The organism is Paraburkholderia graminis (assembly GCF_003330785.1).
GTDB classification, from domain to species: Bacteria; Pseudomonadota; Gammaproteobacteria; order Burkholderiales; family Burkholderiaceae; genus Paraburkholderia; species Paraburkholderia graminis.
This window is the reverse complement of sequence record NZ_CP024936.1, coordinates 141,500-165,143: the sequence shown is the minus strand read 5'-3', so window position 1 is coordinate 165,143 and position 23,644 is coordinate 141,500. Positions and strand designations below refer to the sequence as shown.

The 23,644-nt window shown below is 62.7% G+C and carries 27 protein-coding genes and 1 pseudogene; 10 read left to right on the top strand and 18 right to left on the bottom strand.

Going from position 1 to position 23,644, the window contains the following annotated elements:
- Nucleotides 1-159: 159 nt before the first annotated feature.
- On the top strand, nt 160-1,050 hold the full coding sequence (locus tag CUJ91_RS32270) for a hypothetical protein (RefSeq protein ID WP_153067658.1): 891 nt from the start codon (nt 160-162) through the stop codon (nt 1,048-1,050).
- Between the two features lie 399 nt (nt 1,051-1,449).
- On the opposite strand, the gene CUJ91_RS32260 is transcribed toward CUJ91_RS32270, so the two are convergent.
- Both CUJ91_RS32260 and CUJ91_RS32255 read right to left on the bottom strand, forming a co-directional pair.
- Complete coding sequence (locus tag CUJ91_RS32260; protein WP_114158243.1) at nt 1,450-1,929, bottom strand: 3'-5' exonuclease family protein; 480 nt, start codon at nt 1,927-1,929, stop codon at nt 1,450-1,452.
- 69 nt (nt 1,930-1,998) lie between these two features.
- The gene (locus CUJ91_RS32255) at nt 1,999-2,271 is read right to left on the bottom strand and encodes a hypothetical protein (RefSeq protein ID WP_114158242.1); all 273 of its coding nucleotides are present in this window, start codon (nt 2,269-2,271) and stop codon (nt 1,999-2,001) included.
- Between the two features lie 613 nt (nt 2,272-2,884).
- Here CUJ91_RS32255 and CUJ91_RS32250 point away from each other — a divergent pair.
- A complete protein-coding gene (locus CUJ91_RS32250; protein ID WP_114158502.1) occupies nt 2,885-3,040 on the top strand; it encodes a DUF2964 family protein in 156 nt (51 codons plus the stop codon).
- Between the two features lie 67 nt (nt 3,041-3,107).
- On the opposite strand, the gene CUJ91_RS32245 is transcribed toward CUJ91_RS32250, so the two are convergent.
- Nucleotides 3,108-3,482 carry a DUF3564 domain-containing protein gene (locus CUJ91_RS32245; RefSeq protein ID WP_114158241.1) on the bottom strand — a complete coding sequence of 125 codons (375 nt, stop codon included), beginning with the start codon at nt 3,480-3,482 and terminating at the stop codon, nt 3,108-3,110.
- 65 nt (nt 3,483-3,547) lie between these two features.
- The gene (locus CUJ91_RS32240) at nt 3,548-3,883 is read right to left on the bottom strand and encodes a c-type cytochrome (protein WP_208716225.1); all 336 of its coding nucleotides are present in this window, start codon (nt 3,881-3,883) and stop codon (nt 3,548-3,550) included.
- 165 nt (nt 3,884-4,048) lie between these two features.
- Between CUJ91_RS32240 and CUJ91_RS32235 the strand changes: the two genes are divergently transcribed.
- Nucleotides 4,049-4,333: a DUF1488 family protein gene (locus CUJ91_RS32235; RefSeq protein ID WP_208716223.1), complete on the top strand. Its 285-nt coding sequence runs from the start codon at nt 4,049-4,051 to the stop codon at nt 4,331-4,333.
- 55 nt (nt 4,334-4,388) lie between these two features.
- Entirely contained in the window at nt 4,389-5,381 is a 993-nt protein-coding gene (locus CUJ91_RS32230) for a zinc-dependent alcohol dehydrogenase family protein (RefSeq protein ID WP_114158239.1), read from the top strand.
- Here the strand turns inward: CUJ91_RS32230 and fnr are convergent.
- From fnr to CUJ91_RS32195, 7 genes are all read right to left on the bottom strand, one after another.
- Nucleotides 5,368-6,156, bottom strand: coding sequence for a fumarate/nitrate reduction transcriptional regulator Fnr (gene fnr, locus CUJ91_RS32225; RefSeq protein WP_114158238.1), 789 nt, complete (start codon nt 6,154-6,156; stop codon nt 5,368-5,370). The two genes, CUJ91_RS32230 and fnr, sit on opposite strands and share 14 nt — an antisense overlap.
- A complete protein-coding gene (locus tag CUJ91_RS32220; RefSeq protein ID WP_114158237.1) occupies nt 6,149-6,580 on the bottom strand; it encodes a response regulator in 432 nt (143 codons plus the stop codon). Before CUJ91_RS32220 ends, fnr begins: the two co-directional genes overlap by 8 nt.
- 132 nt (nt 6,581-6,712) lie before the next feature.
- Nucleotides 6,713-7,363: a response regulator gene (locus CUJ91_RS32215; RefSeq protein ID WP_114158236.1), complete on the bottom strand. Its 651-nt coding sequence runs from the start codon at nt 7,361-7,363 to the stop codon at nt 6,713-6,715.
- Complete coding sequence (locus CUJ91_RS32210; protein ID WP_114158235.1) at nt 7,360-8,706, bottom strand: PAS domain-containing sensor histidine kinase; 1,347 nt, start codon at nt 8,704-8,706, stop codon at nt 7,360-7,362. The genes CUJ91_RS32215 and CUJ91_RS32210 overlap by 4 nt, the downstream gene beginning before the upstream one ends.
- Before the next feature lie 202 nt (nt 8,707-8,908).
- A complete protein-coding gene (locus tag CUJ91_RS32205) occupies nt 8,909-9,736 on the bottom strand; it encodes a universal stress protein (RefSeq protein WP_114158234.1) in 828 nt (275 codons plus the stop codon).
- Nucleotides 9,733-10,239, bottom strand: a complete 507-nt coding sequence (locus CUJ91_RS32200; protein ID WP_114158233.1) for a universal stress protein — start codon at nt 10,237-10,239, stop codon at nt 9,733-9,735. The genes CUJ91_RS32205 and CUJ91_RS32200 overlap by 4 nt, the downstream gene beginning before the upstream one ends.
- A 34-nt stretch (nt 10,240-10,273) precedes the next feature.
- A complete protein-coding gene (locus tag CUJ91_RS32195) occupies nt 10,274-11,110 on the bottom strand; it encodes a universal stress protein (protein WP_114158232.1) in 837 nt (278 codons plus the stop codon).
- A 223-nt stretch (nt 11,111-11,333) separates the two neighbouring features.
- Here CUJ91_RS32195 and CUJ91_RS32190 point away from each other — a divergent pair, with 223 nt between their 5' ends.
- The gene (locus tag CUJ91_RS32190) at nt 11,334-11,849 is read left to right on the top strand and encodes a flavodoxin family protein (protein ID WP_114158231.1); all 516 of its coding nucleotides are present in this window, start codon (nt 11,334-11,336) and stop codon (nt 11,847-11,849) included.
- Between the two features lie 22 nt (nt 11,850-11,871).
- On the opposite strand, the gene CUJ91_RS32185 is transcribed toward CUJ91_RS32190, so the two are convergent.
- Together CUJ91_RS32185 and CUJ91_RS32180 are read right to left on the bottom strand one after the other, a co-directional pair.
- Nucleotides 11,872-13,170 carry an NRAMP family divalent metal transporter gene (locus CUJ91_RS32185; protein WP_114158230.1) on the bottom strand — a complete coding sequence of 433 codons (1,299 nt, stop codon included), beginning with the start codon at nt 13,168-13,170 and terminating at the stop codon, nt 11,872-11,874.
- Between the two features lie 74 nt (nt 13,171-13,244).
- Nucleotides 13,245-14,876: an oleate hydratase gene (locus tag CUJ91_RS32180; RefSeq protein WP_114158229.1), complete on the bottom strand. Its 1,632-nt coding sequence runs from the start codon at nt 14,874-14,876 to the stop codon at nt 13,245-13,247.
- A gap of 231 nt (nt 14,877-15,107) precedes the next feature.
- Here CUJ91_RS32180 and CUJ91_RS32175 point away from each other — a divergent pair, with 231 nt between their 5' ends.
- From CUJ91_RS32175 to CUJ91_RS32160, 4 genes and pseudogenes are all read left to right on the top strand, one after another.
- Nucleotides 15,108-15,461, top strand: coding sequence for a hypothetical protein (locus tag CUJ91_RS32175; protein WP_082367187.1), 354 nt, complete (start codon nt 15,108-15,110; stop codon nt 15,459-15,461).
- A 50-nt stretch (nt 15,462-15,511) separates the two neighbouring features.
- Entirely contained in the window at nt 15,512-15,985 is a 474-nt protein-coding gene (locus CUJ91_RS32170; RefSeq protein WP_114158228.1) for a universal stress protein, read from the top strand.
- 42 nt (nt 15,986-16,027) lie between these two features.
- Complete coding sequence (locus CUJ91_RS32165; protein ID WP_114158227.1) at nt 16,028-17,068, top strand: zinc-dependent alcohol dehydrogenase family protein; 1,041 nt, start codon at nt 16,028-16,030, stop codon at nt 17,066-17,068.
- 51 nt (nt 17,069-17,119) lie between these two features.
- Nucleotides 17,120-18,114, top strand: a pseudogene (locus CUJ91_RS32160) (bifunctional enoyl-CoA hydratase/phosphate acetyltransferase).
- Nucleotides 18,115-18,167: 53 nt separating this feature from the next.
- Here CUJ91_RS32160 and CUJ91_RS32155 read toward each other — a convergent pair.
- Genes CUJ91_RS32155 through CUJ91_RS32140 form a run of 4 tightly spaced genes read right to left on the bottom strand, consistent with a single transcriptional unit; the run spans nt 18,168 to nt 21,686 of the window.
- Nucleotides 18,168-18,845 (bottom strand): nitroreductase family protein, encoded by a 678-nt coding sequence (locus tag CUJ91_RS32155; RefSeq protein WP_114158226.1) that lies wholly within the window; start codon nt 18,843-18,845, stop codon nt 18,168-18,170.
- Nucleotides 18,846-18,875: 30 nt separating this feature from the next.
- On the bottom strand, nt 18,876-19,910 hold the full coding sequence (locus CUJ91_RS32150) for an Acg family FMN-binding oxidoreductase (protein ID WP_114158225.1): 1,035 nt from the start codon (nt 19,908-19,910) through the stop codon (nt 18,876-18,878).
- A 37-nt stretch (nt 19,911-19,947) separates the two neighbouring features.
- Nucleotides 19,948-21,396 (bottom strand): MBL fold metallo-hydrolase RNA specificity domain-containing protein, encoded by a 1,449-nt coding sequence (locus tag CUJ91_RS32145; RefSeq protein ID WP_114158224.1) that lies wholly within the window; start codon nt 21,394-21,396, stop codon nt 19,948-19,950.
- Between the two features lie 50 nt (nt 21,397-21,446).
- Nucleotides 21,447-21,686: a hypothetical protein gene (locus CUJ91_RS32140; protein WP_114158223.1), complete on the bottom strand. Its 240-nt coding sequence runs from the start codon at nt 21,684-21,686 to the stop codon at nt 21,447-21,449.
- A 301-nt stretch (nt 21,687-21,987) separates the two neighbouring features.
- Here CUJ91_RS32140 and CUJ91_RS32135 point away from each other — a divergent pair, with 301 nt between their 5' ends.
- Entirely contained in the window at nt 21,988-22,434 is a 447-nt protein-coding gene (locus CUJ91_RS32135; RefSeq protein WP_114158222.1) for a hypothetical protein, read from the top strand.
- 33 nt (nt 22,435-22,467) lie between these two features.
- On the opposite strand, the gene CUJ91_RS32130 is transcribed toward CUJ91_RS32135, so the two are convergent.
- Nucleotides 22,468-23,586: a PAS domain-containing sensor histidine kinase gene (locus CUJ91_RS32130; protein WP_244231161.1), complete on the bottom strand. Its 1,119-nt coding sequence runs from the start codon at nt 23,584-23,586 to the stop codon at nt 22,468-22,470.
- Between the last annotated feature and the right edge of the window lie 58 nt (nt 23,587-23,644).

Here is a 23,644-nt window from a genome sequence, read left to right as displayed (position 1 = left end):
TGTTTCGCGGCGCGGTTTCGGGATCTTAACGGTATTAGCTCGCGGAGATGTCTCGAGTTCCTGGACCTTGGTCCGCTAGAAGGCGCACCGGCGGACGCCGGCGAGGTCGAGAGGCTGTCATCAATACTGTGCGAGCCGGCTCAAGATGTTGAGTCAATTTTGCAGCCTTCCATCCGGTTCGTCGGGTGCGGCCGATATGCTCCTCCGCCAAACACGCGTGATCGTCAGTTCATCCGTTATTGCGAAGCATGCGCCAACCTGGGCTATCACAGCTACCTGCACGAGGCCGAGTGGCTTGCGAGGTGTCCGTTCCATTTATGTGAGTTGAAAGAGGCGCTGATCAAAGCCTATACCGGCAGCATCATGAGGCGGCATTTGGACGCGCTTGGCGTTCTGATGCGCAAACACTGCCAGTCCTGGCCTCGCTGCGACAGTTCCCTTGCGTCCTCTAGCGGCGAACATCTGACCGCGCTAGGAGACTGGGTGGTTTTTGCCACCCGCGCTGCCGCGTGTCTTTCAAGCGCAGAGGTGTGGTGCTCGGCACCTGAGGGGGAGTTTGGGACGTTGTCACTGGCGCAGGCCTTTGGGCAGCTGCGCGCCATTACGCCGATGCCAGAGGCGATCGAGACGTTGTTGACAGAAGCCGGAGGCAAATGGCGCATGCGTAGCCGTCTGTTCGCTGCGGAAGCGAAACTAGAGCTTGAGCGCCTCAATGCCCTAGGCCTGAGATTCCCGCGCGTCCTGGAGGTCTATCGAGGCATCTCGGCGTTTGCCGCGAATCCGCCGTCGTTCGTCACCTGTCTGAACGCAGTCAAAGATTCACTCAGGGCCCGACACGGCAACTGTCATTGTGAATGGGGCCTTTTTCGCGGAGGATGGGAGCTTCATTGGATCAAGGTTTATCCTGACGAACAGCCGTACTTGTCAACGCCCTGTCCGTTTGAGTTCGCGCTCGCCGAGCTCGAAGGAGGATGGGGAGGTCTGGGGGCAGGCGCTGACTGGCCGAAGGGCCGTTCAAGAACAGGTACGGCTAATGTATCTGGTGCGTGAGATGTACGCTGCGGGTCTCGTTCAATACACAGCCAACGCGGAAGTGTCCGCCGAGGGGTACCTGCACATCGGACAGGACCTTCCGTCCTGCTGCCTATGGGTCGACGACTCGCCACTGACGGAGTTGCTGGACACTGCCTCGACATGGGAAATCGAGTCCGCCCACAGCGCAATATCTACCTGGCTCGACAACATTGAGCGAGGGGCTCAACCTGGGCATCGCGAAGATCCGAAATATTGCGTGCGGCTGGGGCAGACCGCTGATGGCTTACGTCTCGTTCGCTGGATTGGCGTGCCACTGGATTGACCACGACTTCGGGCACAAATCCAACCGCTAGCGAAAGCGAAGTGCCCCGGATCTTTCTGGTCGGAATGCGCCGGCTGCTTCTAGAACGTCTCTCAGATGAAAGCATGCGCGTTTGCGCGGGCATCATGCAGGGCATGGTGTTCACTGTACTCCGCAAAGTACGCAGCCAGCCGCCTGGCGTCCCGGCGCATAAGGATGTTTTCAGCCTTCCATCCAGGGGGAAGTGGACCACCGAGCAGATCCGCGAGGAGCGTGAAATCACCTTCATAATCATAGCAAAGTACGGGCTTGGGCCTGACAGGTATGCTATAGAGCCAGGCCGACAGTTGACGTTTGAGATCGTCCAGTGGCATCGAACGGTCAGGGAACTGACCCAACTGCGGCAGCACAATTTCGCGCACGAAGTCACTACAAAGCGATGTTTCAAAGTCGGAACGCTCAGCGTAAAACTCCTGGCCGTCTTCCCCTACGATCGCGACGCTGATCAGTTGGCAGGAGTCGAACGACGTGAATTCGGTATCGAGAAAGTAGCGGGTCTTCCACGGGCTCCGAGGAAAGTTTGTCTTCTGCATGGCATTGATCCGGTCCTGACCCAGCGATTATAAGCTCGCATGGATAGTCGCATGCACGCGTTCGTTCTCTCATGTCGCAATTGCGTCCGGACCGAGATTCGCTAAGGTTGACATCGCGGGCTGCAGCACTTTCCTGAACGGCGCCTGGCAATTGCCTTCGACTAGCATCCACACGTTGTCGTTCGGATAGAGTGCAGCAATGTCGCACTGTTCCCTCTCACATAGCGGACGGACCGAATAGTACAGCGCGCCAACCGGATTACTCGACGGCTGCAGCTGAAAGCTTTGGATAACTACATAGCGGTCGTCGACGCTAAATTGTCCGCCATCACCAAATTGCATGTGCTGCCATTCCAATGAGCGACGCCCGCAGCACTCTGCGTCTCGTGTTGGTTTCCGATTGCCGCGATCGCCGCGCCCGTAGCAGAGGCGATGTGAAAGACCGGGAAGGGTACAAGCCGTGAGAACGGTGGCTTTTTCGGCGGTTGTTACTGTCCAGATTTTTTGCCAGCCACATTCACCAATTATGCTAGCGACCGGACGCTGGTGAGCGGCGCAAAATGAAGCCGGGCACCGGTGCCGACCGGTCGCGCTCCCATTACAGTCGAGCAACGCGCACCCGTCCGAATAAAATCTAAGACGTGCTCTGCGTCTCGCAGGAGCCGTGAATCATGACTTCCAACCAAAGCGCACCATCGTTTCCGTTCAGCCGACCCTGAGCCCACTCACACGGCGAGGCGGACCGACTATCTGTTCTCGGATTGGCTGCTTTCTTGCCATATGCTAAGGCGCCGTCGAAGATGTGGCGCAACGCGTCGCACCGTCGTCGATGTTGGGCTTGACCTCGATCGAGTGCACCCAAATCTTCTGACCGATGATGTCGTTACCGATTTAGTCATCGCCCTGGAGGACACCATGACCCACTCGGACAGCAGAATCCGCCCTATTTTCTGCGATCGCCGTTTTTGCAGCGCTTGCGGGCATCGCGGCGTCGATCCGCGGCTCGCTCTTCGATGAGCCGTCCTTTTTCCGTTACGGCGTTGCCGCTGCGGTGGGAGGCGTGGCGTGCTTCGTGCTGCTGCTTAACCCTACGCGCAGCGGCGAGACATGACCGCTTGGGGCCTACCGAGCAATCCCTATCGACAGCTGTGCCTCGAAGCATCGCCGACTTCAGCGATTCAAGCGTCGTCGCCGTCAGCGAACAGACCATGCTCGGGCGCTGTCTGCTCATGATCGATACATTGCACATGCCAGTGTCCAGTCATCAGCGTGCGTCCGCGCTTCGCACACCACTGGGCGCGACCGGTCTCGCCTTCGAAGGGACCATCGCAACCGTTCAGGTCCAACCCTTCCAGAACGCAAAGGGGTGTGCTGTCATTCGGGCCACATACGAGCGTATTCCCGCAATCCATGTGCAGCAGACCCCACTCCGGCAGTTCCAGCCCGAGATGACCCTCGCGGGACCATTTCCGCGAGTCCTTGTCCAGCCAGAGGATGGCAAAAGCCATCGGATGTTCACAATTGAATGTGTCGAGATGAACTGTGAGGCGCATGACAATCTCCGAACGTAGCGGCGGTCAACTGACCCGGACATGTGAATCGCCGCTTTCAAGGGCAATCATTGACTCAGTACCCATTGCACCAGCGTGTGTGCGTCCTCGGCGGATATTGGGCCGCCGCGATCGGCAGGCAGCGGCATTGCCATGTCTCCCCAATGAGCTTTGCCTCCTAGCCGCAACTTGTGCTCAAGCATGAACTGCGCGTTAGGCAGATCGCGGTAGCGGGCTGCGATCTGCTCGAACGATGGCGCGAGGAAAGGCGCGTCGCGTGTATGACAGAACATGCAGCGATGCTGATCCACCAGCGCGGCCGGCTCGGGCTCGGCCTGCGCGGCGGGGGCAAACAGCACGAACGCGGCACATGCCAGACGGCAGTTGCGGCTTAAGGCGTTCATGGCACGCGCTCCTGTGCGAGGGAATGAGTTCAGTGTACGGTCGGGCGTTGCGCTGCGATTGACCTCGATCAACCGGAGCACAGCGCGTGAGTTTGACTGGCTGCGGCTAGAAACTATGCTGATGACAGGCACGCGGCGCACAGACCGCACACGCCATACAATCAGGTGGCTGTCATGAAGATCCATTTTCCCGATGAATGCCCTGAGTACTGCGCGCGCGATTTCGTCGTCGCGTTTCCTGCGGAAGTGGACGACACCCGCGTACAGTGCGCGATTTCCGCGGAGGCATTGGAGGATCACTTTGGAGCCGCATCAGTGCGCGAAGAGGATTTGCTCACCGCGTTCGAATCGAATCGACGTCGTATTGAGCGCGCGACAAGAAATGTGCTCAACGAGATCGGAGCAAAGCCCGTTCTGATGCACAGTGGTTACTTCCGGTTTTGCGACTGAATCCCGCGGCTTCGCGGAACGACACGGGTCGTCGGTGAAAAACGGGGGAAGTTCTGTGCGCGCAATGGTGTTCGACGGTGACTCACCGATCCTGAGTGAAGACGACGTACCGGATCCTAGGCCCGGTAGTGGACAGATGCTGATTGACGTTCACGCGTGCGGCGTGTGCCGCACGGACCTTCACCTGGTTGATCGCGAGCTTGATCGTCCCAAGCGGCCCGTTATCCCTGGCCATGAGATCGTCGGCACGGTAGCGGAGATGGGCGCGGGCGTGACGGGTTTCGCAGTTGGCGATCGCGTGGGCGTGCCGTGGGTTGGTTATACGTGTGGGCATTGCCGCTACTGCCTCTCGGCACGCGAGAATCTCTGCGATGAAGGCGGCTTCACCGGTTATTCGATCGACGGTGGCTACGCTGAACGCACTGTCGCCGACAGCCGTTATTGTTTTCATCTGCCGGCGCAATACACCGATATCGAGGCGGCGCCATTGTTATGTGCGGGTCTTATCGGCTATCGCACCTTGAGCATGGCGGGCGACGCGCGGAGCATCGGCATTTACGGTTTCGGTGCCGCGGCGCATATCGTCGCGCAGGTGGCGCTTCATCAACAGCGTACGGTGTACGCATTCACCCGGCCCGGCGATCAGGCGGCGCAGCAACTCGCGCTACGGCTGGGCGCGGCGTGGGCGGGCGGCAGCGACGAGGCGCCGCCTCGCGAGCTGGACGCGGCGTTGCTGTTTGCGCCGGTCGGCGCGCTCGTTCCCCAGGCTTTGCAGGCAGTCGTGAAAGGCGGCGTCGTGGTTTGCGGCGGGATCCATATGAGCGATGTTCCGTCGTTTCCGTATTCGTTTCTGTGGGGCGAACGGCGCCTGGTGTCAGTCGCAAATCTGACCCGTGACGATGGGGTCGCCTTCATGCGCATTGCGGGCGAGACGCGGCTCACGCTCGAAACCACGACTTATGCGTTGAAGGATGCCAATCGCGCGCTCGCCGATCTGCGTGACGGGCGCCTGACAGGCGCAGCAGTGCTGGCCGTCAAACCCGGATAAGGCCGTCGTGATCGAGAATCCGGATGTCCTTGCCATGCGCGTCGAGTAAGCCGTCGCGCTGGAAGCGCGACAGCATCCGGCTCACCGTTTCGAGCTTGATGCCGAGATAGCTGCCAATTTCCTCGCGTGTCATGCGCAGGTGGAATTCCGCCGGCGAATAGCCGCGCTTTCTGAGGCGCTCCGAGAGATTCAGCAGGAACGTCGCCACGCGTTGTTCCGCCGACATCGTGCCGAGCAGCATCATCTGCGACGATTCACGCACGATCTCGCTGCCCATCATGCGATGCACGTGCTGCTGAACGGCCTTCACTTCGCGACACATCGTCTCTAGCAGATGGAATGGGATGATGCAGAGCTTGCTGTCTTCGAGCGCAATGGCATCGCAGCTGTGATGACCGGAGCATACGCCGTCGAGTCCAAGCGAATCGCCGGCGAGATGAAAGCCCGTCACATGCGCGCGGCCGTCGCGGTGCATGACGACAGTCTTGAACGACCCTGCGCGCACCGCATAAATGCTTTGAAACGAATCGTTCGCGCGGAAGATCGTCTCACCCTGCCGGATGGTTCGCGACGGGTAGATGAGCGCTTCGATTCTCTGCAATTCATCGGGCGTCAGGCCTTGCGGCATGCACATCGGGCGCATCGAGCACGACGAGCAACGCAGGGCGCCCTTGCGTGGTGCGCGGTCGGCGGCTGCTGCTTGCACCCGCGCGGGTGCAACTTGCAGCGGGATGAAGTTGCGAGAGCTGACCGGATAGGCGGCAACGTCAGACATGATGTGCTCCTGATGGAAGAAAGGCGCGCGCATGATGTTCGCTGGCGATCCGCTGGATCGTGCTTCGCGCAAGTTCGAATTCGCGAGTCTTGTCGAAAAAGTAGTGCGCGCCGTTTGTCAGGCACGCGCGCCGGAACCAGGTGCCGGAACGGTTGGTCAGCACCATCGCGATCACGTGCGGCATGCGTTGCGCGAGCAAGGCCAGCAACTCCATGCCGGTGCCGCCGTTCAGGTGCAACTCCGTCACTACCAGATGAGCTGCGGCGGCCTCGATCCCCGCGAACGCCGCACTGGGTTCCTCGGCTTCGCCGACGATTTCCACGCCGTCGAGCGCGCCGAACAGCGCGGCCATACGGCGCCGTACGGGGAACGCATCGTCGACGAGAAAAACACGCAGGGCGGGGCGATTGAGGCTTGAGTTCATGCCTCGAAGTATCGGCCGCGCCATCTCAAAATAAAATCGGCGCTGAGCTAACTTCGTGTAGGCGAGTGCGAAGGTCTGTAGGGCGTTTCCTACATCAGGCGTCGTAGCCCGCAAGTGGGGCGGCGGAGACGGTCAGATACCGTCCTCTTCGTCATCGACCAGTTTGTGGCGGATCGCATAGCGCACCAGCGCGGCTTCGTGCGGCATCTGCATTTTCTCGAGGATGCGCATCTTGTAGGTGCTGATGGTCTTCGCGCTGACGCACAACTCGGTCGCGATCTCCGTGATGGTCTGGCCGGCGGCAATGCGCTTGAGAACGTCGAATTCACGGTCCGACAGGCGCTGATGCGGCAGCAGGTCGACGGGCTCGTTCAGGCTCTGCGCGAAGCGCTCGGCCATCGCAAGGCTCACGTAGACGCCGCCCGCTGCCACCTTCGTCACGGCCGCCACAAGCTCCGCGCTCGCGCTTTCCTTGGTCAGATAGCCGGACGCGCCGGCCTTGAACGCGCGTACGGCGTATTGCTGCTCGGCATGCATGGTCAGCACGAGGATACGCAGCGACGGCTTTTCATCCTTGATCTGTTTGATCAGTTCGACGCCGTTGCGGCCCGGCATCGACAGATCGAGCACCAGCACGTCTGCTGCACACGCGCGAATCAGTGCGACGGTGCTCGCGCTGTCGCTCGCTTCGCCCACCACGTCAAAGCCGCTTGCGCCCTTGAGAATATGACGCAGACCGTCACGCACGAGCGCATGATCGTCGGCGAGCAAGACCCTGGTCATGATTGCGACTCCTGCATCTGCACCGCCTGGACCGGTATCGTGACGCTCAACACAAAGCCGTTGCCTCGCGCCGTTTGAACGCCGACGGCGCCGCCGAGCATATGGGCGCGTTCGCGAATGCCGAGCAGGCCAAACGACTTGCCCACCGGTTCTTGGTCACGATGCACGCCCTTGCCGTTGTCGGCGATGCGCAACACAACACTCTGATCGCTGGCGCGCAGGCTGAGTGTAACGAGCGTGGCGTCGGCATGGCGCGCCACGTTGGTCAGCGCTTCCTGCACGATACGGAACAGCGCGGTCGCGCCTGCGGGGCTGAAACGTGCGTCGCCGGTTTCGATGTCACGCTCGACGTCGATGCCATAGCGGTTCGTGAAGTCGTTCGCGAGCCATTCGACTGCGGGTATCAGTCCGAGGTCGTCGAGCATCACCGGCCGCAGATCGGCGGCAATGCGGCGAACCGACGCCACGGTCGCGTCGATAAGACGGCGCATGCCCTGCAAATGGTCGCGCACCAGCTCGCTTGCGGAGCCGTTAAGCGCTTCTTCAACCGACGAGATGTCCATTTTCAGTGCGGTCAGCTGCTGGCCAAGGTCGTCGTGCAACTCGCGTGCGATGCGCGTCTTTTCGTCTTCGCGGATCTTCTGCAGATTGGCGGACAGTTCGCGCAGTTCCTCGCGCGCCTGCTGCTGCGCCTGTTCGGCTTTCACGCGTTCGGTGACGTCACGCAGCATGACGGTGTAAAGCCTGGCGCCACCGTCGTGAATCTGCGAGATGGAGGCCTCGATCGGGAATTCCTCGCCGTTTGCGCGCAAGCCGCAGAGCACACGTTGCCGGCCCATCTGGCGGTCGGACACGCCCGTCACGCCGAACTGTTCGACATGCCGGGCGTGCGCCGCGCGAAACCGCTCGGGGATAAAGCGCACGAGCGGCGCGCCGATCGCGTCCATGGCCGAGCAGCCGAAAATCTGTTCGGCCATCGGATTGAACAGCACGACACGCTGCTGTTCGTCGATGGTGATGATCGCTTCCATCGACGAACGGATGATCGCCATCATGCGCGCTTCGTTCACGCCGGACAGGTTGATTGCGGCATTTGCATCACTGTGCGCGGAAAAGGCTTCGCGACGAGCGCGCACAAGTATGAACGCGCTCGTCGCGACGAGCAACGCGGCGGCGATACAGATGAACAGCACCGGATCGAACCAGCGCCGCGCGGCCAGCATCACCGCCAGTGCCGCGGCAAAGGCTGCTGCTGCCGCGAGTACAGGCCGCGCCGCCAACCAGCTCAACCGCTCGTGCGACACCGCGGTGCGCGGCGTGGGCGTCTGACCGCTGACGGACATTTGCGCCTCTTCGAATGACTGCAGACAAGAATCGGTTGCGCTGCAAGACGCCGCCGCCGCAGGCAGGTGCTTCGCTTTTTGGGGGGCTGGTCCGCCCTCCGGTGAACGCTGGGCCAGCCGCGCGCAAACCTGATAGCTGCGCTTATTGTCCGCGAAACGCCGGATTCGTGCCAGTGCCGCGCCGCCGGCGGATGTCTGCAGTTCAATGTGACATGAGTACCGGCGCGGTCATCGACTGAAGCATGGTGCGCGTGACGCCGCCGAGGATGCGTTCCTGCGCGCGCGCGTGACCATAGGCGCCGATCACCAGAAGGTCGATGTGGCGGTCGGCCAGTGTGTTGAGCAGCGTCGTGCCGGCGTGGGCGTTGGATACGCTGGGTATGGCGGCGAAGCCGGCCTCGACGCCGTGCCGATCGAGCCAGGCGGCCACGTCGATGCCGGCCGGCTCGCGATGGTGCGCATCTCGCTCCATCGTTAGGACCGTCACGAAGCTGGCGCGACGGATCAGCGGCAAGGCATCCATCGCGGCGCGCGCGCTTTCGCGGCCGCCGTCCCACGCGATCATCACGTTATCCATACGGGAGCGCACGGTGCCCGCATACGGCAGGACGATTGCAGGCCGTCCGGCGCCGATGATCATATCGTCCAGAAAATGGCGCGCGACGAACGCGTTGCGATCGTCGGGATCGTCCTGGCCGAGGATCAGCAGGTCGGCATGACGCGCATGCATGATGGCCGTGGGCGTAGGGGCGCCGTCCGGCGCGCGCCACTCGGCGCTCACCGCGGCGCGCGCGGCGGCCGCAACGAAGCGCGCATGTGCGTTTGTCTTGTTGGCACTGCGTTGCGCCTCGCGGCTGCGCGACCAGATGTCCTCGCCGTCCATCAACAGCGGGTCCGCCGGCGCCTCGCAAACCGCGTATAGACAGATGAGGTGGGCGTCGTGGCGTGCGACGGTTTCCAGCGCATAGTCCAGTCTTGCCGCGCTGCGCGCGCTGTCGTCCAGGTGCACGGGCAGGGTTTTGCAGTTCATGACGGCTCCTTGACCGGTTTGCCCTGGCCTTGGACGACGCTAGTGGCGGAGGATGCACAGTGAGAGGAAATCAGCAGTACCGGGCAGGTGGCAATGCGCAGAAAGCGCTCGGCGACGCTGCCGAGCATCAGCCGCTGTACGCCGCGCCGGCCATGCGTGCCCATCACGACGACGTCCGCGTCGAATTCCTGCGCGGCGGCCAGGATGCGATGCGCAATATCGTCAGCGGCCAGTTCGGTTTCGACAAGGCGTGGTGGTCCTTTGACGCCGGATGCGGCCATCAGCGCAGCGGCGTCGGCGAGCGCGCGCTTGCCGTCCTCGACGAGCGCATTGCGCACATACGAGGGATCGTAGCCGGGCACGTCGTAGGTCAGCAGCGGCACGTCCACGACGAAAAGTGGCTGCAGTCTCGCGTCGGACTCGCGCGCCAGGTCAAGGGCGGCGGCGAGCGCCCGCGCCGAGGTTTCGCTGCCATCGACGGCAACCAGAATTTTTTTGTACATGGCGAACACTCCTGAAAAGATAAGAAGCCGGCGCTCAATGCGACATCAGTACCGGCACGGTCATCGACTTGAGGATCGTGCGCGTCGCGCCGCCCATCACCAGTTCGCGCCAGCGCGCATGACCATATCCGCCCATCACCAGCAGGTCGGCTCCTGCGTCGGCCACTTGCGAGAGCAGCACCTCGCCGATCGAGCCATCGGCTCCTGTTTCGATGTCGACCACATCGACATGCGCACCATGCCGCGCGATCACGGTGGCGATGTCCGCGCCGGGAATGCGAAGGCTTCCGCCGTCTCGCATGCCGTTGACGGTGAGAATCGTGGTGCTTTTTGCCGCGCGCATGAACGGCAACGCGTCATGCACGGCGCGCGTGGCTTCGCGGCTGCCGTCCCACGCCACCAGGATCCGGCTGCCCGTCGTCTGCTCATTGCGGGCATACGGCACGAGCAGTACCGGACGACCGCTCGACAGAATCAGGTTCTCGGGAAACAGGTCGCCGACATACGATTCGGCGTCGCCTGGATTGTCCTGACCGGCGACGATGAGATCCGCGCAGCGGCCAAGTCGCGGCACGGCAAAGCTAGCGGATTCGTCGACGGCAATCCATTCACCTTCTACTTCCGCACGCCGGAGTTCCGCATGGAATAGCCGCTGGAGCGCCGCGCTCCGCTCCGCGCGTCGCTCTTCATGCTCGCGGTAGTACTCGGCCGTACCGGCCATCACGTACAACGATCGCGGGTCGGGCGAGAACACCGCGAATACGCCGGTCAGATGCGCGCCGAACTGTTTAGCGAGAGACAGCGCGGTTTCTAGCCGCGGATGGGCGGTCGGGCTCGTGTCGAGGTGCACAACGATAGTCTTGTAGCTCATGGCGGGCGCTCCGAAAGGAATGAGTAACGACGCTGGGACAGGTGAGCTTGAGTCTAGGAATGATCGCGCCGGTCTCGTTGATGCAGATCAACGGCGGCACAGGCGCGGTGCGTCGCGGCGTGGGTTGACCTGCGTCATGAGCACGCCCGCGCCGGCCTCTATGCTCGGGACATACATGGCACGCGAGTGCGCGCCATTGCGCTTTTCATCAAAGGAGCGAGTCATGTCCGAGCCACGCGTTCTCATCGTCTTTTTCTCGCGTACTGGCACCACCCGCAGGCTTGCTGGCGCGCTCGCAGGCATGTTGTCCGCCGACGTCGAGGAAATCTGCGACTTCACCGAGCGTCGCGGAGCGTTGGGGTATCTGCGCTGTGTTATCGACTCATGGCGGAAGCGGCCGGCCGAAATCGTCCCGGCGGGGCTCGATCCGTCGCAGTACGATCTCGTGCTGGTCGGGACGCCGGTCTGGGCGGGCGCGGTGTCGGCACCGGTGCGCGCGTACCTGCTGCAAAACCGCTCGAGGTTTCGCCATGTCGGATTCTTTTGCACCTTCGGGGGCCTTGGCGCGGGGACGGCTTTCGGCGAAATGCGCGCGCTTGCAGGCAAGGCGCCCGTCGCGCAATGCAAGGTGCGGGCTGCTCAGGTTCAGCGGGGCGTGCGGACCCCGGCGCTCGAATCGTTCGCGGGCGTACTGGAACGTCACCTCGCCCACTACGTGGCGCTGGAATGGAGTTGCTGATTGTCGCGGGTCGCCGGCTTGTCTAGCGCGGCAGCAACATCATTAGCGCCGCCGCGCCCATCACCGCTGCCGCGATCCAGCCCAGCACGATAAGCGGCCGGCTTGCGGTGAAATCGCCCATCACCGCGCGCCTCGTGACCAGCAGCAGAATCACGACCATCAGCGGTACGGCCACTACGCCGTTGATCACAGCACTAACGAGCAGCGCTTTCATCGGACTGATCGATGAAAACTGGATTCCGAGCGAGGCCAGCACGCTCACGGCGATGATGCCGTAAAAGCCGCGCGCGTCGCGCAGCTTGCGCTCGAGCCCCTCCGGCCACCCCAGCGCCTCAGTCAACGCATAGGCGCCCGAACCGGCAAGCACTGGGACACCTATGAATCCCACGCCGAGTATGCCGAGCGAGAAGAGCAGATAAGCGAAGTCGCCCGCGAGAGGCCGCAATGCGCTCGCGGCCTGGGCGGCCGTGGCGATGTCCGTGACGCCGGCAGCATGCAGCGTGACAGCGGTGGCGAGCATGATGAACCACGCGGTGACGTTCGAATAGAGCATGCCGCTCCAGGTGTCCCAACTGATACGCCGCATTTCCGCAGGCGCCTCGCGCGCGTCGTCCGCGAGCGGCGCGCTGTTCGCATGGGCGCGCATGTCCTCGACTTCTTCCGACGCCTGCCAGAAGAACAGGTACGGGCTGATCGTCGTACCGAATACGGCGACCACCATCGCCGCGGCATCCGCATTGACATCGAAGCGCGGCCACAGGGTGCGCAGCGCCACCTCGCGCCACGGCACATGAACGACGAACAGCACCGCCGCGTAGGCAAGCAGCGAAACGGTCAGCCATTTTAGAAAAATCACGTAGCGATGGTAGGGCACGAAGATCTGCAACAGCAGTGTGGCCAATACAAAGCACACGGTCATCACGTGACGGTCGATGCCACTGACGAGTTGCGCGACTTCGCCCATCGCGGCGACATCGGCGGCGATGTTGAGCGTGTTGGCCACCAGCAATAGCAGCACCACGCCATAAAGCACGACGGGCGGAAAAGCCTCCTTGATGTTGGCGGCGAGGCCCTTGCCGGTCACGCGGCCCAGGTCCGCGCACATCGACTGGACGGCGGCCATCAGCGGAAACGCAAGCGGCATGGTCCACAGCATGTTCAGCCCGAATTGCGCGCCGGCCTGCGAATAGGTGGCGATGCCGCTCGGGTCGTCGTCGGCGACACCCGTGATGAGGCCGGGCCCGACGCGCGCAAGTGGATGCTCCTTGAGCCGCGCGAATATCGTGCGCTGCTGTTTCAGCGGTGTTGCGTCGAGCTCCAAGGCGTTCCCCTTAAGCAGGCGTGTGCTTCATCGCGAGTCATAGCCTCGGCACGCGGTGCACAAATGTCGGTCCGTTAGTGGCTGCGTAAAGCGGAAGCCGCGCCGTACACCACGCGCGGATCGTGGTGACCTTTGTACACAGCCGGGGCGGCCCGATCCAGGCCAAGCAGTGTGCAGACTGCGGTCTGCGCCGAGCGAACCGAATATTCGACGGTGAACACGACGTCATTCGGCAACTCGCAAAACTGTCCGACGAACGCAAGATTCGTCCAGCCCTCGGGCACGACTTGCGGCCGGTCGCCGCGCTTGCGGGGCAGGAACTGGCTCGTGATGTACGGCATCAGGCACGGAATGCAGATGGCGTCGTCGAGAATGCGCTGAGCCTGCGCCTCGATGTGCAAATGGCCGAGAAGCTCCGTCACGATCTCGCGGCCCGTGCATTCGGCCATCGGTTTGGCGACGAAATTGCCCGGCCGGTCGACGAAAAGCCCATAACCCCAGAACACTTGCACGTCCTTCGGCTGACCCATGAAATGCGGCTGATGCGGCAGCACGATCGACATGAGCCAGCTCGATTGCGGGAACGTAATCAGTCCGCCTTCGCCCGGCACATTGCCGGTCAGATCGCGGATCAGGCGAAATAACGCAGGATCGTGCAGTGTCGCGGTAAACGAAAGCCAGCGCGATTCGTCGACGTGATCGGCGAATACCGAAGGATGACCGAACTCGCCGCGTCCGGCCGCGATGGTTTTCCAGAGCGCCCAAGCGCCGCTGCTGTCGTGCTGATCGAACGCCGCAGCGCGATGCGTGGCGCCGAGGCTCGATCCTGCGGTCATCGAGCCGAGCGTGACGATGACCTTGTCGTTTTCGCCGACCGGAATTTCCGCGCGGCCGTTACCGTGTTCGCAGACGATGCCGGCGACGCGGTTCAGTTCGCCACTCTCGTCATACCGCAGATCGAGCACTCGCGTGCCGGTGCAAAATTCCACGCCGTGTTCGTCGAGCCATTTGCGCAGCGGCCGCACCATCGAGTCGTACTGGTTGTAGACCGTGCGCATGATGCCGTGCAACTGGTTAAAGCCCGGCGTCATATGCGCGAAGCGCAGCAGGTAGCGGCGGAACTCGGCAGCGCTGTGCCAGGGCTGGAAGGCAAAGGTCGTGCACCACATGATCCAGAAGTTGGTCTCGAAGAAATCGCGCTCGAAATGGTCCGAGATGCGACTGTCACCGAGCAGTGCTTCCGGTTCGAGCGCAAGACGGCCAAGCGTCAGCAGGTGTGTCTCGGCGAGCCCGTACACAGGTGCGTCCTCACGTTTGCCGTCGCGCACGAGCCGCGCTTTGGACGACGTGCGAAGCGTCTCGTTCCAGTCGAAGATTTCCTTCGTCACGCTGCTGCGGCCGTCGAGCGTAGGAATCGAGTCGAACAGATCATAGGTGCACAGGTACTTGCTTTCCAGCATGCGGCCGCCGCGCACGACGTAACCATCCTGTGGCGTACCCGCGCCGTCGAGACTGCCGCCGGCCTTGCCGAGGGCTTCCAGAATCGTGATGCGGCAGCCGGGCACATCGGCGTCGCGGATCAGAAAGGCAGCGGCCGCGAGCGACGCAATGCCGCCGCCGACAAGATAGAAATGGCCGCGGCCAGTCGCTTCGTCGCGAGCCTGATGTGTCAGCGCATCCACGCCGGCATGGTGGGATTGGTTCATTTGATGGTCTCGCAGGGTAATGGCCGTGAACGTACAGACCATACCCGCGAAGTGCGGAGGCACGTTGCGCTGGATCAACGGCGCGCACGGTGGCGCGGCCCTGTGAGCTCGTTGATGCAGGTCAATCGTCAGATAGGGATACGCGCTCATGATCCTCTCATCGACTTGCTGGTCCACGTGGCTTTTGCTGCCGCAACGGTCGACGGAAAGTGCAGTTTGCGCGGAGGTTGTATGGGAATCGATATGCAGATCGTCTACCTCGGATTTGCGGGGTCCGCGCAAATCGAGTCTGAGGCGGCCGCCCAGTTGGTGCGTCTCGAGCGGTTCGGCGGATGCATCTCCGGATGCCATCTGGCACTGGAAGCCATACGCGAGCGTGCCCCGCACGACGTAGCGGGCGCGCGCGGCGACATGCCTGAGAACCTTCGAGACGAACGCCTGTTCGACGCGCGCCTCGACCTCGTGCTGCGCACCGGAGAACTCGTTCCCATCGAACACCGGCAAAGCTCCGATCCCGATGAAGCGGTGCAGGCAGCCTTCGACGCGGCGCAGCGGTTTCTCGAGCGCCATGTCGCTCGCGCCTGATTTGCAACGTCACTTTTAACATCACGATCAAGCTTTTTCAGGAGGCAGATATGTACGCGAATATTGTGGTTGCGCTCGACGGCAGCGATGCAGCGAAGCGCGCGCTCAGCGAAGCGATTCAGTTGGCGAAGCTCTCGCGCGGCAAGCTGACCGCCGTCTACGTGCTGGATCAGTCGGCGGCATTCACCTATGCAGGTGCCTGCGATCCGCATCTTCTGACCGACGCTGCGCGGCAGGTCGGAACCACGCTGCTGCATGGCGCGCTGGCCCAGATGCGCGAGCTGAACGTCGTGGGCGACACGGAGATCGTGGAAACCCAGGGCATCGCCGAAGACATCGCCGGCGCGTTGCTGCGCTGCGCACAGAGGCGCGGCGCGGACCTTGTCGTGATGGGCACGCACGGACGGCGCGGATTCCGGCGCATGGTGATCGGCAGTGTTGCGGAGCGTTTCCTTCGCTGTGCGACATGCCCCGTTCTGCTGGTTCGCGAGCCCGCCGACGCGAAGCCCGAGGCGCCGCTTTGACGCGATCTGGCCGCTAATCTCCTCGACTATTGGAGTCATCTCGTGAAAGCACTGGTTTATCACGGCGCCGGGCAAAAATCTCTCGACGAGCGGCCGATGCCGCAACTCGCGTCCCCCACCGACGCCATCGTCAAGGTCACGCGCACGACGATCTGCGGCACCGACCTGCATATCCTGAAGGGCGACGTCCCCACCTGCGAGCCGGGCCGCATTCTCGGCCATGAAGGAGTGGGAATCGTCTATCAGGTTGGCGCTGCCGTCAGCACGCTGAAAGAGGGCGATCCTGTGCTTATCTCGTGCATTTCGTCGTGTGGCAAGTGCGACTACTGCCGGCGCGGAATGTACTCGCACTGCGCGACGGGCGGATGGATTCTTGGCAACCGGATCGACGGCACGCAAGCGGAGTACGTGCGCATTCCTCACGCGGAAACAAGCCTGTACCGCATTCCCGCAGGCGCGGACGAAGAGGCGCTAGTGATGCTTTCCGACATCCTGCCGACCGGCTTTGAATGCGGTGTTCTCAACGGCAAGGTTGAACCGGGAAGCACGGTGGCGATTGTCGGCGCGGGGCCGATCGGGCTCGCGTCGCTGCTTACCGCGCAGTTCTATTCGCCGGCGCAGATAGTGATGATCGACCGCGACCCTTACCGTCTGGAGGTGGCGTCGCGCTTCGGGGCGACGGCGTGCATCGATAGCGGCGTCGACGATCCGGTGGCAAAGCTCATGAAGCTCACCGCCGGAACGGGCGCGGATTGCGTGATCGAGGCCGTGGGTGTGCCCGAGACTTTCGAGTTATGCCAGGCGCTGGTGGCGCCTGGCGGCGTCATCGCCAACGTCGGCGTGCATGGCGTGAAGGCGGATCTGCATCTGGAATCGCTGTGGGATCGCAACATCTCGATCACGACGCGTCTCGTCGATACGGTCAGTACGCCGATGCTGCTGAAGACCGTGCGTGCCGGCCGGCTCGACGCCGCGAGCCTGATCACGCATCGCTTCAAGCTCGACGATGTACTGAAAGCCTACGAGACGTTCGGCGATGCGGCCCGATCGCATGCATTGAAGGTCATCATAGAAACGGCTTAAGGACTCGTGCAAAGGAGGCAGGGTGTCCAACATGCAAAAGGCATTTCCAGGATGAACGCATATCCGGCAGCCGCCATTCCGGTGGCGGGTTCGTTTCCCGGGCTCATGCAGGGTCTGCACGGCGAACCGTCGCCCCTGCTGCGGCTAGCGCTCGAGCGCGGTCGTGTGCGCATGGCGGTGGTGCATCCGTGCGACGTCCGAGCCTTGCCGCGCTGAGCGCGGCCTGGGGGGCCGGCCTGATAGATCCGGTGATCGTGGGGCCGCGTGAGCGTATCAAGGCGTTGGCGACGGCCGCACGCATCGATCTCGCCGGCATCGAAATCGACGATGTACCGCACAGTCATGCGGCAGCGGCGCGCGCCGTGGAACTCGCGGATCGTGGCCAGGTGCAGGCGCTGATGAAAGGCAGCCTGCATACGGACGAACTGATGTCCGCTGTCGTCCGGCCGGAATCCGGCTTGCGCACAGGCAAGCGGATATCGCATTGTTTCCTGGTGCAACTGCCGTCGTATCAGCATCCGTTCATGATCACGGACGCTGCGGTCAACGTGGCACCCGACCTGGAACAGAAGCGCGGCATCGTGCAGAACGCCATCGACCTTGCGCACGCGCTCGGCCTCGCGCTTCCACGAGTCGCGATTCTCGGCGCCGTTGAAACCGTCAATCCGCAGATGCGTTCGACGCTCGATGCGGCAGCGCTGTCAAAAATGGCCGACCGCGGACAGTTGAGCGGCGGGCTCGTCGACGGGCCGCTCGCCTTCGACAACGCCATTTCAGTCAGAGCCGCACGTCTGAAGGGAATCGCGTCGCCCGTGGCCGGGCGCGCCGATATTCTGGTGGTCCCCGATCTCGAGGTCGGCAACATGCTCGTCAAACAACTGGAATTCCTGAGCGGAGCGGCCAGTGCCGGCATCGTCCTCGGCGCGAAGGTGCCCATCGTATTGACGAGCCGCGCCGACAGCGTATCGGCGCGCATTGCCTCGTGCGCGCTGGCGGTGCTGCTTGCTCAGCAGGATGGCAGTGCAAACTGTGCGCGTTCCGCCTGAGCGAGGGCAAGCATTATGTGAAACGTTTCTGGCGCGCGGGATAGCGTCGAGGCCTAGCCCGCGTTTTGCAAATCGGTTGTATCGAAGTGGCCGACGCTTTGCACAAGGACAGGTACGCTGTCGCGCGACAGGCGCATTTCGGCACCCAGGGTGCTGCGGTTCAGCCAGCTTCTCGCCGCCACCGCCAATCCAGCAGCGGCACAAAACAGATAGACGTTCTGCACGATGGCGCCTGCGCTTGCATAGGCAAACGGCTCGCGTTGGGACGGCGCGATGTCCTGCATGCGGGCAAGGTCGGCGACATACACCAGCTCGACGGGCGCCTCGCCGACGAAATCCTGATAGCCGGTCAACGCACGCAGATCGGCTGCGATCACGAGGTCGAGGCAATGCTGCAGCGGATCGTAGCGATACATGCCGCGCGCGAGCGCCACATAGACGTGGATTTCGTGGAGTGCGAGAACGGAAGGCGCGGTGCGTCTGTCGTTTCCTTCAGGATCTTTTCGGTTCACGCCGTTGGCGGCCCACAGCATCTGCCCGAGCGTTGCGTCGTCGAGCCCGGTCTCGGCGAAGCGTCGCGTCGTGCGCCGTTTCGACAAGGCGTCCATGATGGGCATGCCGCCGCTCAGCGCGGGCTGTGGCAGCGCGATGCGCGGTGCCGCCTCGCCATGCACGGGGCGTGCCTCCGTCGCGTTGGGTGTTGTGGTGCCGAGTCTGAAATAGTGCTTCATAGCAAGCCTCGTCGGACAGGCGTTTAACCTTCAGGACACGACGTCGGCGAGCGGCCGGCGCGGTGAATGGACCGCAGGGCGTTTAGCGCGGCCGACGCGCAACACCAGCTGCGGTACAGCGTCCATTCCCAGCAGGGCGCGCAACTGCTCGCGCAGGGCGCTCACTTCGATCGGCTGATTCAGATAGGACGCCGTGACGCCAGCATTGGCCGCGACCAGCAACAGCCGCTCAAGCGCCTGGCCGGCTGCGAGCCACGCAGGCATGTCGTCCGTCGACGTCGCGAGGCAGACGAGAAGCGGCGACCCTTCAGCGAGTGCATGGTGCGCGGCGGCAAGCCCGCCACCCAGATCGAACGTGCGGACGACCGAGGCTAGGAGCGGCGCGGCGAGATCGAGCAGCGCGGTCATGCCTGCGGACAGCGCGGGCATGCCGTCTTCCCGGCGTCGCGGGTGAATCCAGGTGGCCAGCTCGCGACAAAAACGCGGGTCGTCGAACTGGATGCGGTCGGCCGCGGCGACGAGTTCGGCAACTTTCTCCCGCACCGGCGCGCTCGAGATGCAGACGGCATCCGCACCCTCGGCGTCGGCGGCGTCGACGACTTCTTGGAGGACGCCCGAGGGAAGCGGCTCATCCCTGAAGAGTTCACGAGTGGTCACGCGCTGACGGATCGCCGGGAACAGCAAGGTGAGCGCCGCGTCGCAATGACCTTCGCGGACGACCTGCACGTGTGCCAGCACGTCCGGATCGAGGCGCGAAGGAAACAGCGTGATGGCGTATGCGAGCCCGAAGTGACTGAGCGCGACGCGCAGGTTGAAGAGCGCTGCGCCGCAACTGATGATCAACTCCCGATCGAACGGATCGACCACCGGCAACGCCCGTAACCGGTCGGCGCAGAGCGTCACGCTGTCGCCATCGACGATGAAATGCCACGGCTGCGTGTTGTGACTGGACGGCGCCAGCACTGCGTAGCGTAGCGCGAATCGCAGCTTTTCGTGGGTGCCCGCGGTGCTGTCCAGTTCACGTTCGTCGACCGACCAGGCGGCCGTCTGCAGCAATGCGCTCATGTCGTGGTCTCCTTTACGAACTCATGTCCTCACTGTGTCAGGGGACGCCATAGGCGGATTGATCTGGATCAGCCGGCATAGAGTGGGCGACGCCGGCACACGACGTTGCGGCCAGCTCGTCGGCGGCTCCCGGCAATTCGACCGTTTGAAGGTAAATCGGCACTTCGCAGCGCCACTGATAGGTCTCTTCGATGTGACGTCGCATCGCGTCGGCGGCCGCCGGCTCGCCGTGGGTGACGAAGGTGCGCTGCGGCGGCTCGGGTATCGAGCGCAGCCAGGAAAGCAACTCGGCATAATCGGCGTGGGCCGATAGCGACGAGAGGTTCGCCACCGATGCGCGTACCCGCACATACTCACCGTGAATCTTTATCTCCTGCGCGCCGGCAGCGAGCGCCGCGCCGCGCGTGCCGGCCGCCTGATAGCCGACCAGCGCAATCGTGTTGCGGTAATCGGGAGCGAACGCCTTCAGGTGATGTACCACCCGTCCACCAGTCGCCATACCGCTGCCCGCAATGACTACCATCGGGCCATGCCGCCCCAGAATCGCCTTCGATTCGTCGACGGTTCGCACCATCTGTGCAGCGTGGCTTATTGCGTGAGCCTCGGTCGAGCTCACGCGGTGTTCGCGCACGTGACGCCCGTAAAGCTGCGTGACGCTCGTCGCCATGGGGCTATCGAGAAACACCGGCACGTTTGCCATCCTGCCGGCCGCTTTCAGTTGCGCAATGTGGTGAAGAATCGATTGCGCCCGTCCAACTGCGAAACACGGAATCACGACAATGCCGCCGCGCCGGAACGTCCTCGTAAAGACTTCGGCAAGTTCGGCGGCAGGATCGGTCTTCTCGTGAAGCCGGTCGCCGTAGGTCGACTCGACCACCAGATAGTCCGCATGCGCAAGCGGCATGGGCGCGCGCATGATCGGGTCGTCCGGCCGGCCGATGTCGCCCGAAAAAGCAATGACCTTGCCCTCGACGCAGAGCACCACGCTGGCCGCGCCGAGGATGTGGCCAGCGGGCAACAACCGGAAGCATGCCTGCTCCTTCAGTTGTTTCGGGACGTCGAAGTCACGCGGTTCCAGCAGTTCCAGCGCGTGTTCGGCGTCTTCAACGGTGTAAAGGGGCAGCGCGGGATGATGTTTTGACCGACCGTGCCGGTTCGCGTAGGCAGCTTCTTCTTCCTGCAGTCGTGCGCTGTCGCGCAACATGATCTCGCAAAGATCGCGAGTGCCGCGAGTGCAGTAGACCGGTCCGCGATAGCCCATGCGAGTCAGTACCGGCAGGTAGCCGCAGTGATCCAGATGGGCATGGGTGAGGATCACCGCGTCCAGAGTGCCGACGTCGACAGGCAACGGGTTCCAGTTGCGCAGGCGCAGATTTTTGGTGCCTTGAAACAGACCGCAGTCAACCAGGATTCGTAGCCCCGCGCCTTCCAGCAGGTACCTGGAACCAGTGACGGTTTCCGCCGCACCGAGAAAGGTCAGTTTCATTTCTCATACCTCGCAGTCGAGCGATAGCCGCGCGTGGCCAGCAATCGTATTCAGCGCACCGACGCTCCCGCGCATGTGTCGCTCAGTGCTTGCGCAAAACGTCGAAACGCCTGCAACGAGCCGGCAACGCTTTGATACTTCTGCCGGCCAATCTGGCCGTCGAGCGTGACGAGCATGCCGGCGTCGCGGGCAAGCGTGAGAATCCGGCCGATGTCATCGTCGCTGTCTGCTGCGTCGCGCAGCGGGCTGTCGGTCGGCGTATTGCCGGCATACGGGGCGGTGTTTGACATGGTGGTCTCCCGGTGAAGATTGCTCTTGTGGTGAGTTCAGTAAAGGCGATGGGACTGACCAGGTAAATCAGATGTCGCTGACACCGCAGTCAGTTTTCAAGTGCTCGTGTCAGCGGTTCCCTACACCGGCACGCGTAACGGATGTCAGGGAATGTTCCGGGTCGCGGGTACGGTACGCCGACGACAGACGATGATCCAGGTCAAATCCGCAGGGGCGTCCTCGCCTTACTTTTAAGGCGAGCAAGTGGTTTGCGCGGTACGTCGTACCGGAGACCGGAAACCGGTGAGGGGCGGGGTAGATATGAAAAAGGTATGGGTGCCGGTTACTGGGCTGCTGATCATGACGTTGGTGGGCTGCAGTACGCAAGGGTCCACCGCGGCATACCGCGACATGGAAATCGCACTCGGAAACGCGCGCGAGTCGGCGCGCGTCGATTGCCCGACCCAGGCCGACTGCGAGCGCTTGTGGCGGCGCACCGAAATATATGTGACGCAACGCTCTGCGACGGCGATCCGCCGTTCCGATGACTCGAAGATCGAAACGGCCGAGCCGCACACGTTCGGCGCCGTATATGTATGGGCAACCCGAACGACTGCAGGCAACGGCGTGTGGACGATTCGGGTCAGAGGCATGTGCCGCGGCATGTATCGGGCGGACGGCACGCCGGGCTTGCTGTACAGAACTTGCGCTGAACAGGTTCGCGCGGTCGAAACCGGCTTTCGTACTTTTATCGGCGCGTCATCATGATCTTGCTGACGAGATGAACTTGCGCTGTCGCACTCAGGCGGGCGGCGCCGTACCAAGACGAATTGCACCGAGCGGGATACACGCGGCGATTCTGAAGCCCATGCCAGGTGCGCTGTCGATCGTCAGCGTGCCGCGCAATTGACGCACCCGCTCACGCATCCCGAGCAAACCAAAAGAGCCGCGTCCAGAAGCGTCCTGCACCGCGGCTCCGCAGCCATTGTCCTCGACACAAAGCCTGCACGCATTGACGTCGTTCGACATGTCGATAGTCACTTCGCTTGCCTGCGCGTGTCGCGCCACATTCGTTAGCGCTTCCTGCACGATGCGGTAGAGCGCGGCGGACGCAAACGGTGTCAGCTCCATATCGTCGGTATCAATGTGCAGAATGACGTTTACATGAAAGCGCTGGGTGAAATCGTCGGTCAACCACTCGAGCGCCGCGCCAAGTCCGAGGTCATCGAGCATCGGCGGCCGGAGATTCGCGGCGATACGTCGCAGCGAGGTCAGCATGCTGTCGATCTGACGTTGTAGCGCGTTTCTTGCGCCGGGCATCGCTGGGTCTCCCCCAGGCACTATCTGTTGCTCCAGCGCGGCGACGCCCATTTTCAGCGCGCTGAGCTGCTGGCCGAGATCGTCATGCAGCTCACGCGCAATGCGCCGTTGCTCTTCCTCGCGTGCCGCTTGCATCTGCGTCGACAGTTCGTCTGCATGCTCCAGTTCGGCGAGCCGCATACGTTCGCTCATGTCGCGTGTAATTTTGGCGAAACCGAGTAGGGCGCCTGAAAGATCGTATACGGCCGTGATTGTGACGTCGGCCCAGAATCGCGAGCCGTCGCGCCGTACCCGCCAGCCTTGATCTTCCGCACGGCCCTCTGCCATGGCTAGCGCGAGTTCGCGCCCCGGTTTGCCAGCGGCAACGTCTTCTGGTGTATAGAAGATCGAAAAATGCCGGCCGATTATCTGTTCGGGGGTGTAGCCCTTGATCTTGTGTGCGCCGCTGTTCCAACTGGCCACGTGTCCTGTGGCGTCCAGCATGAAAATCGCGTAGTCCTGCACGGCGTCGATCAACAACTGATAACGGTCCTCGACCGGTACGTCCGAATCATTGGCCGCATTGGATCTGAACTTTCCACTGTTCCAGTCGAGAATCACCGGTCTCTCCAATAGAGGCTGCGAATTGCGAACTGTCACCGAACGATCCGTCGTGTTC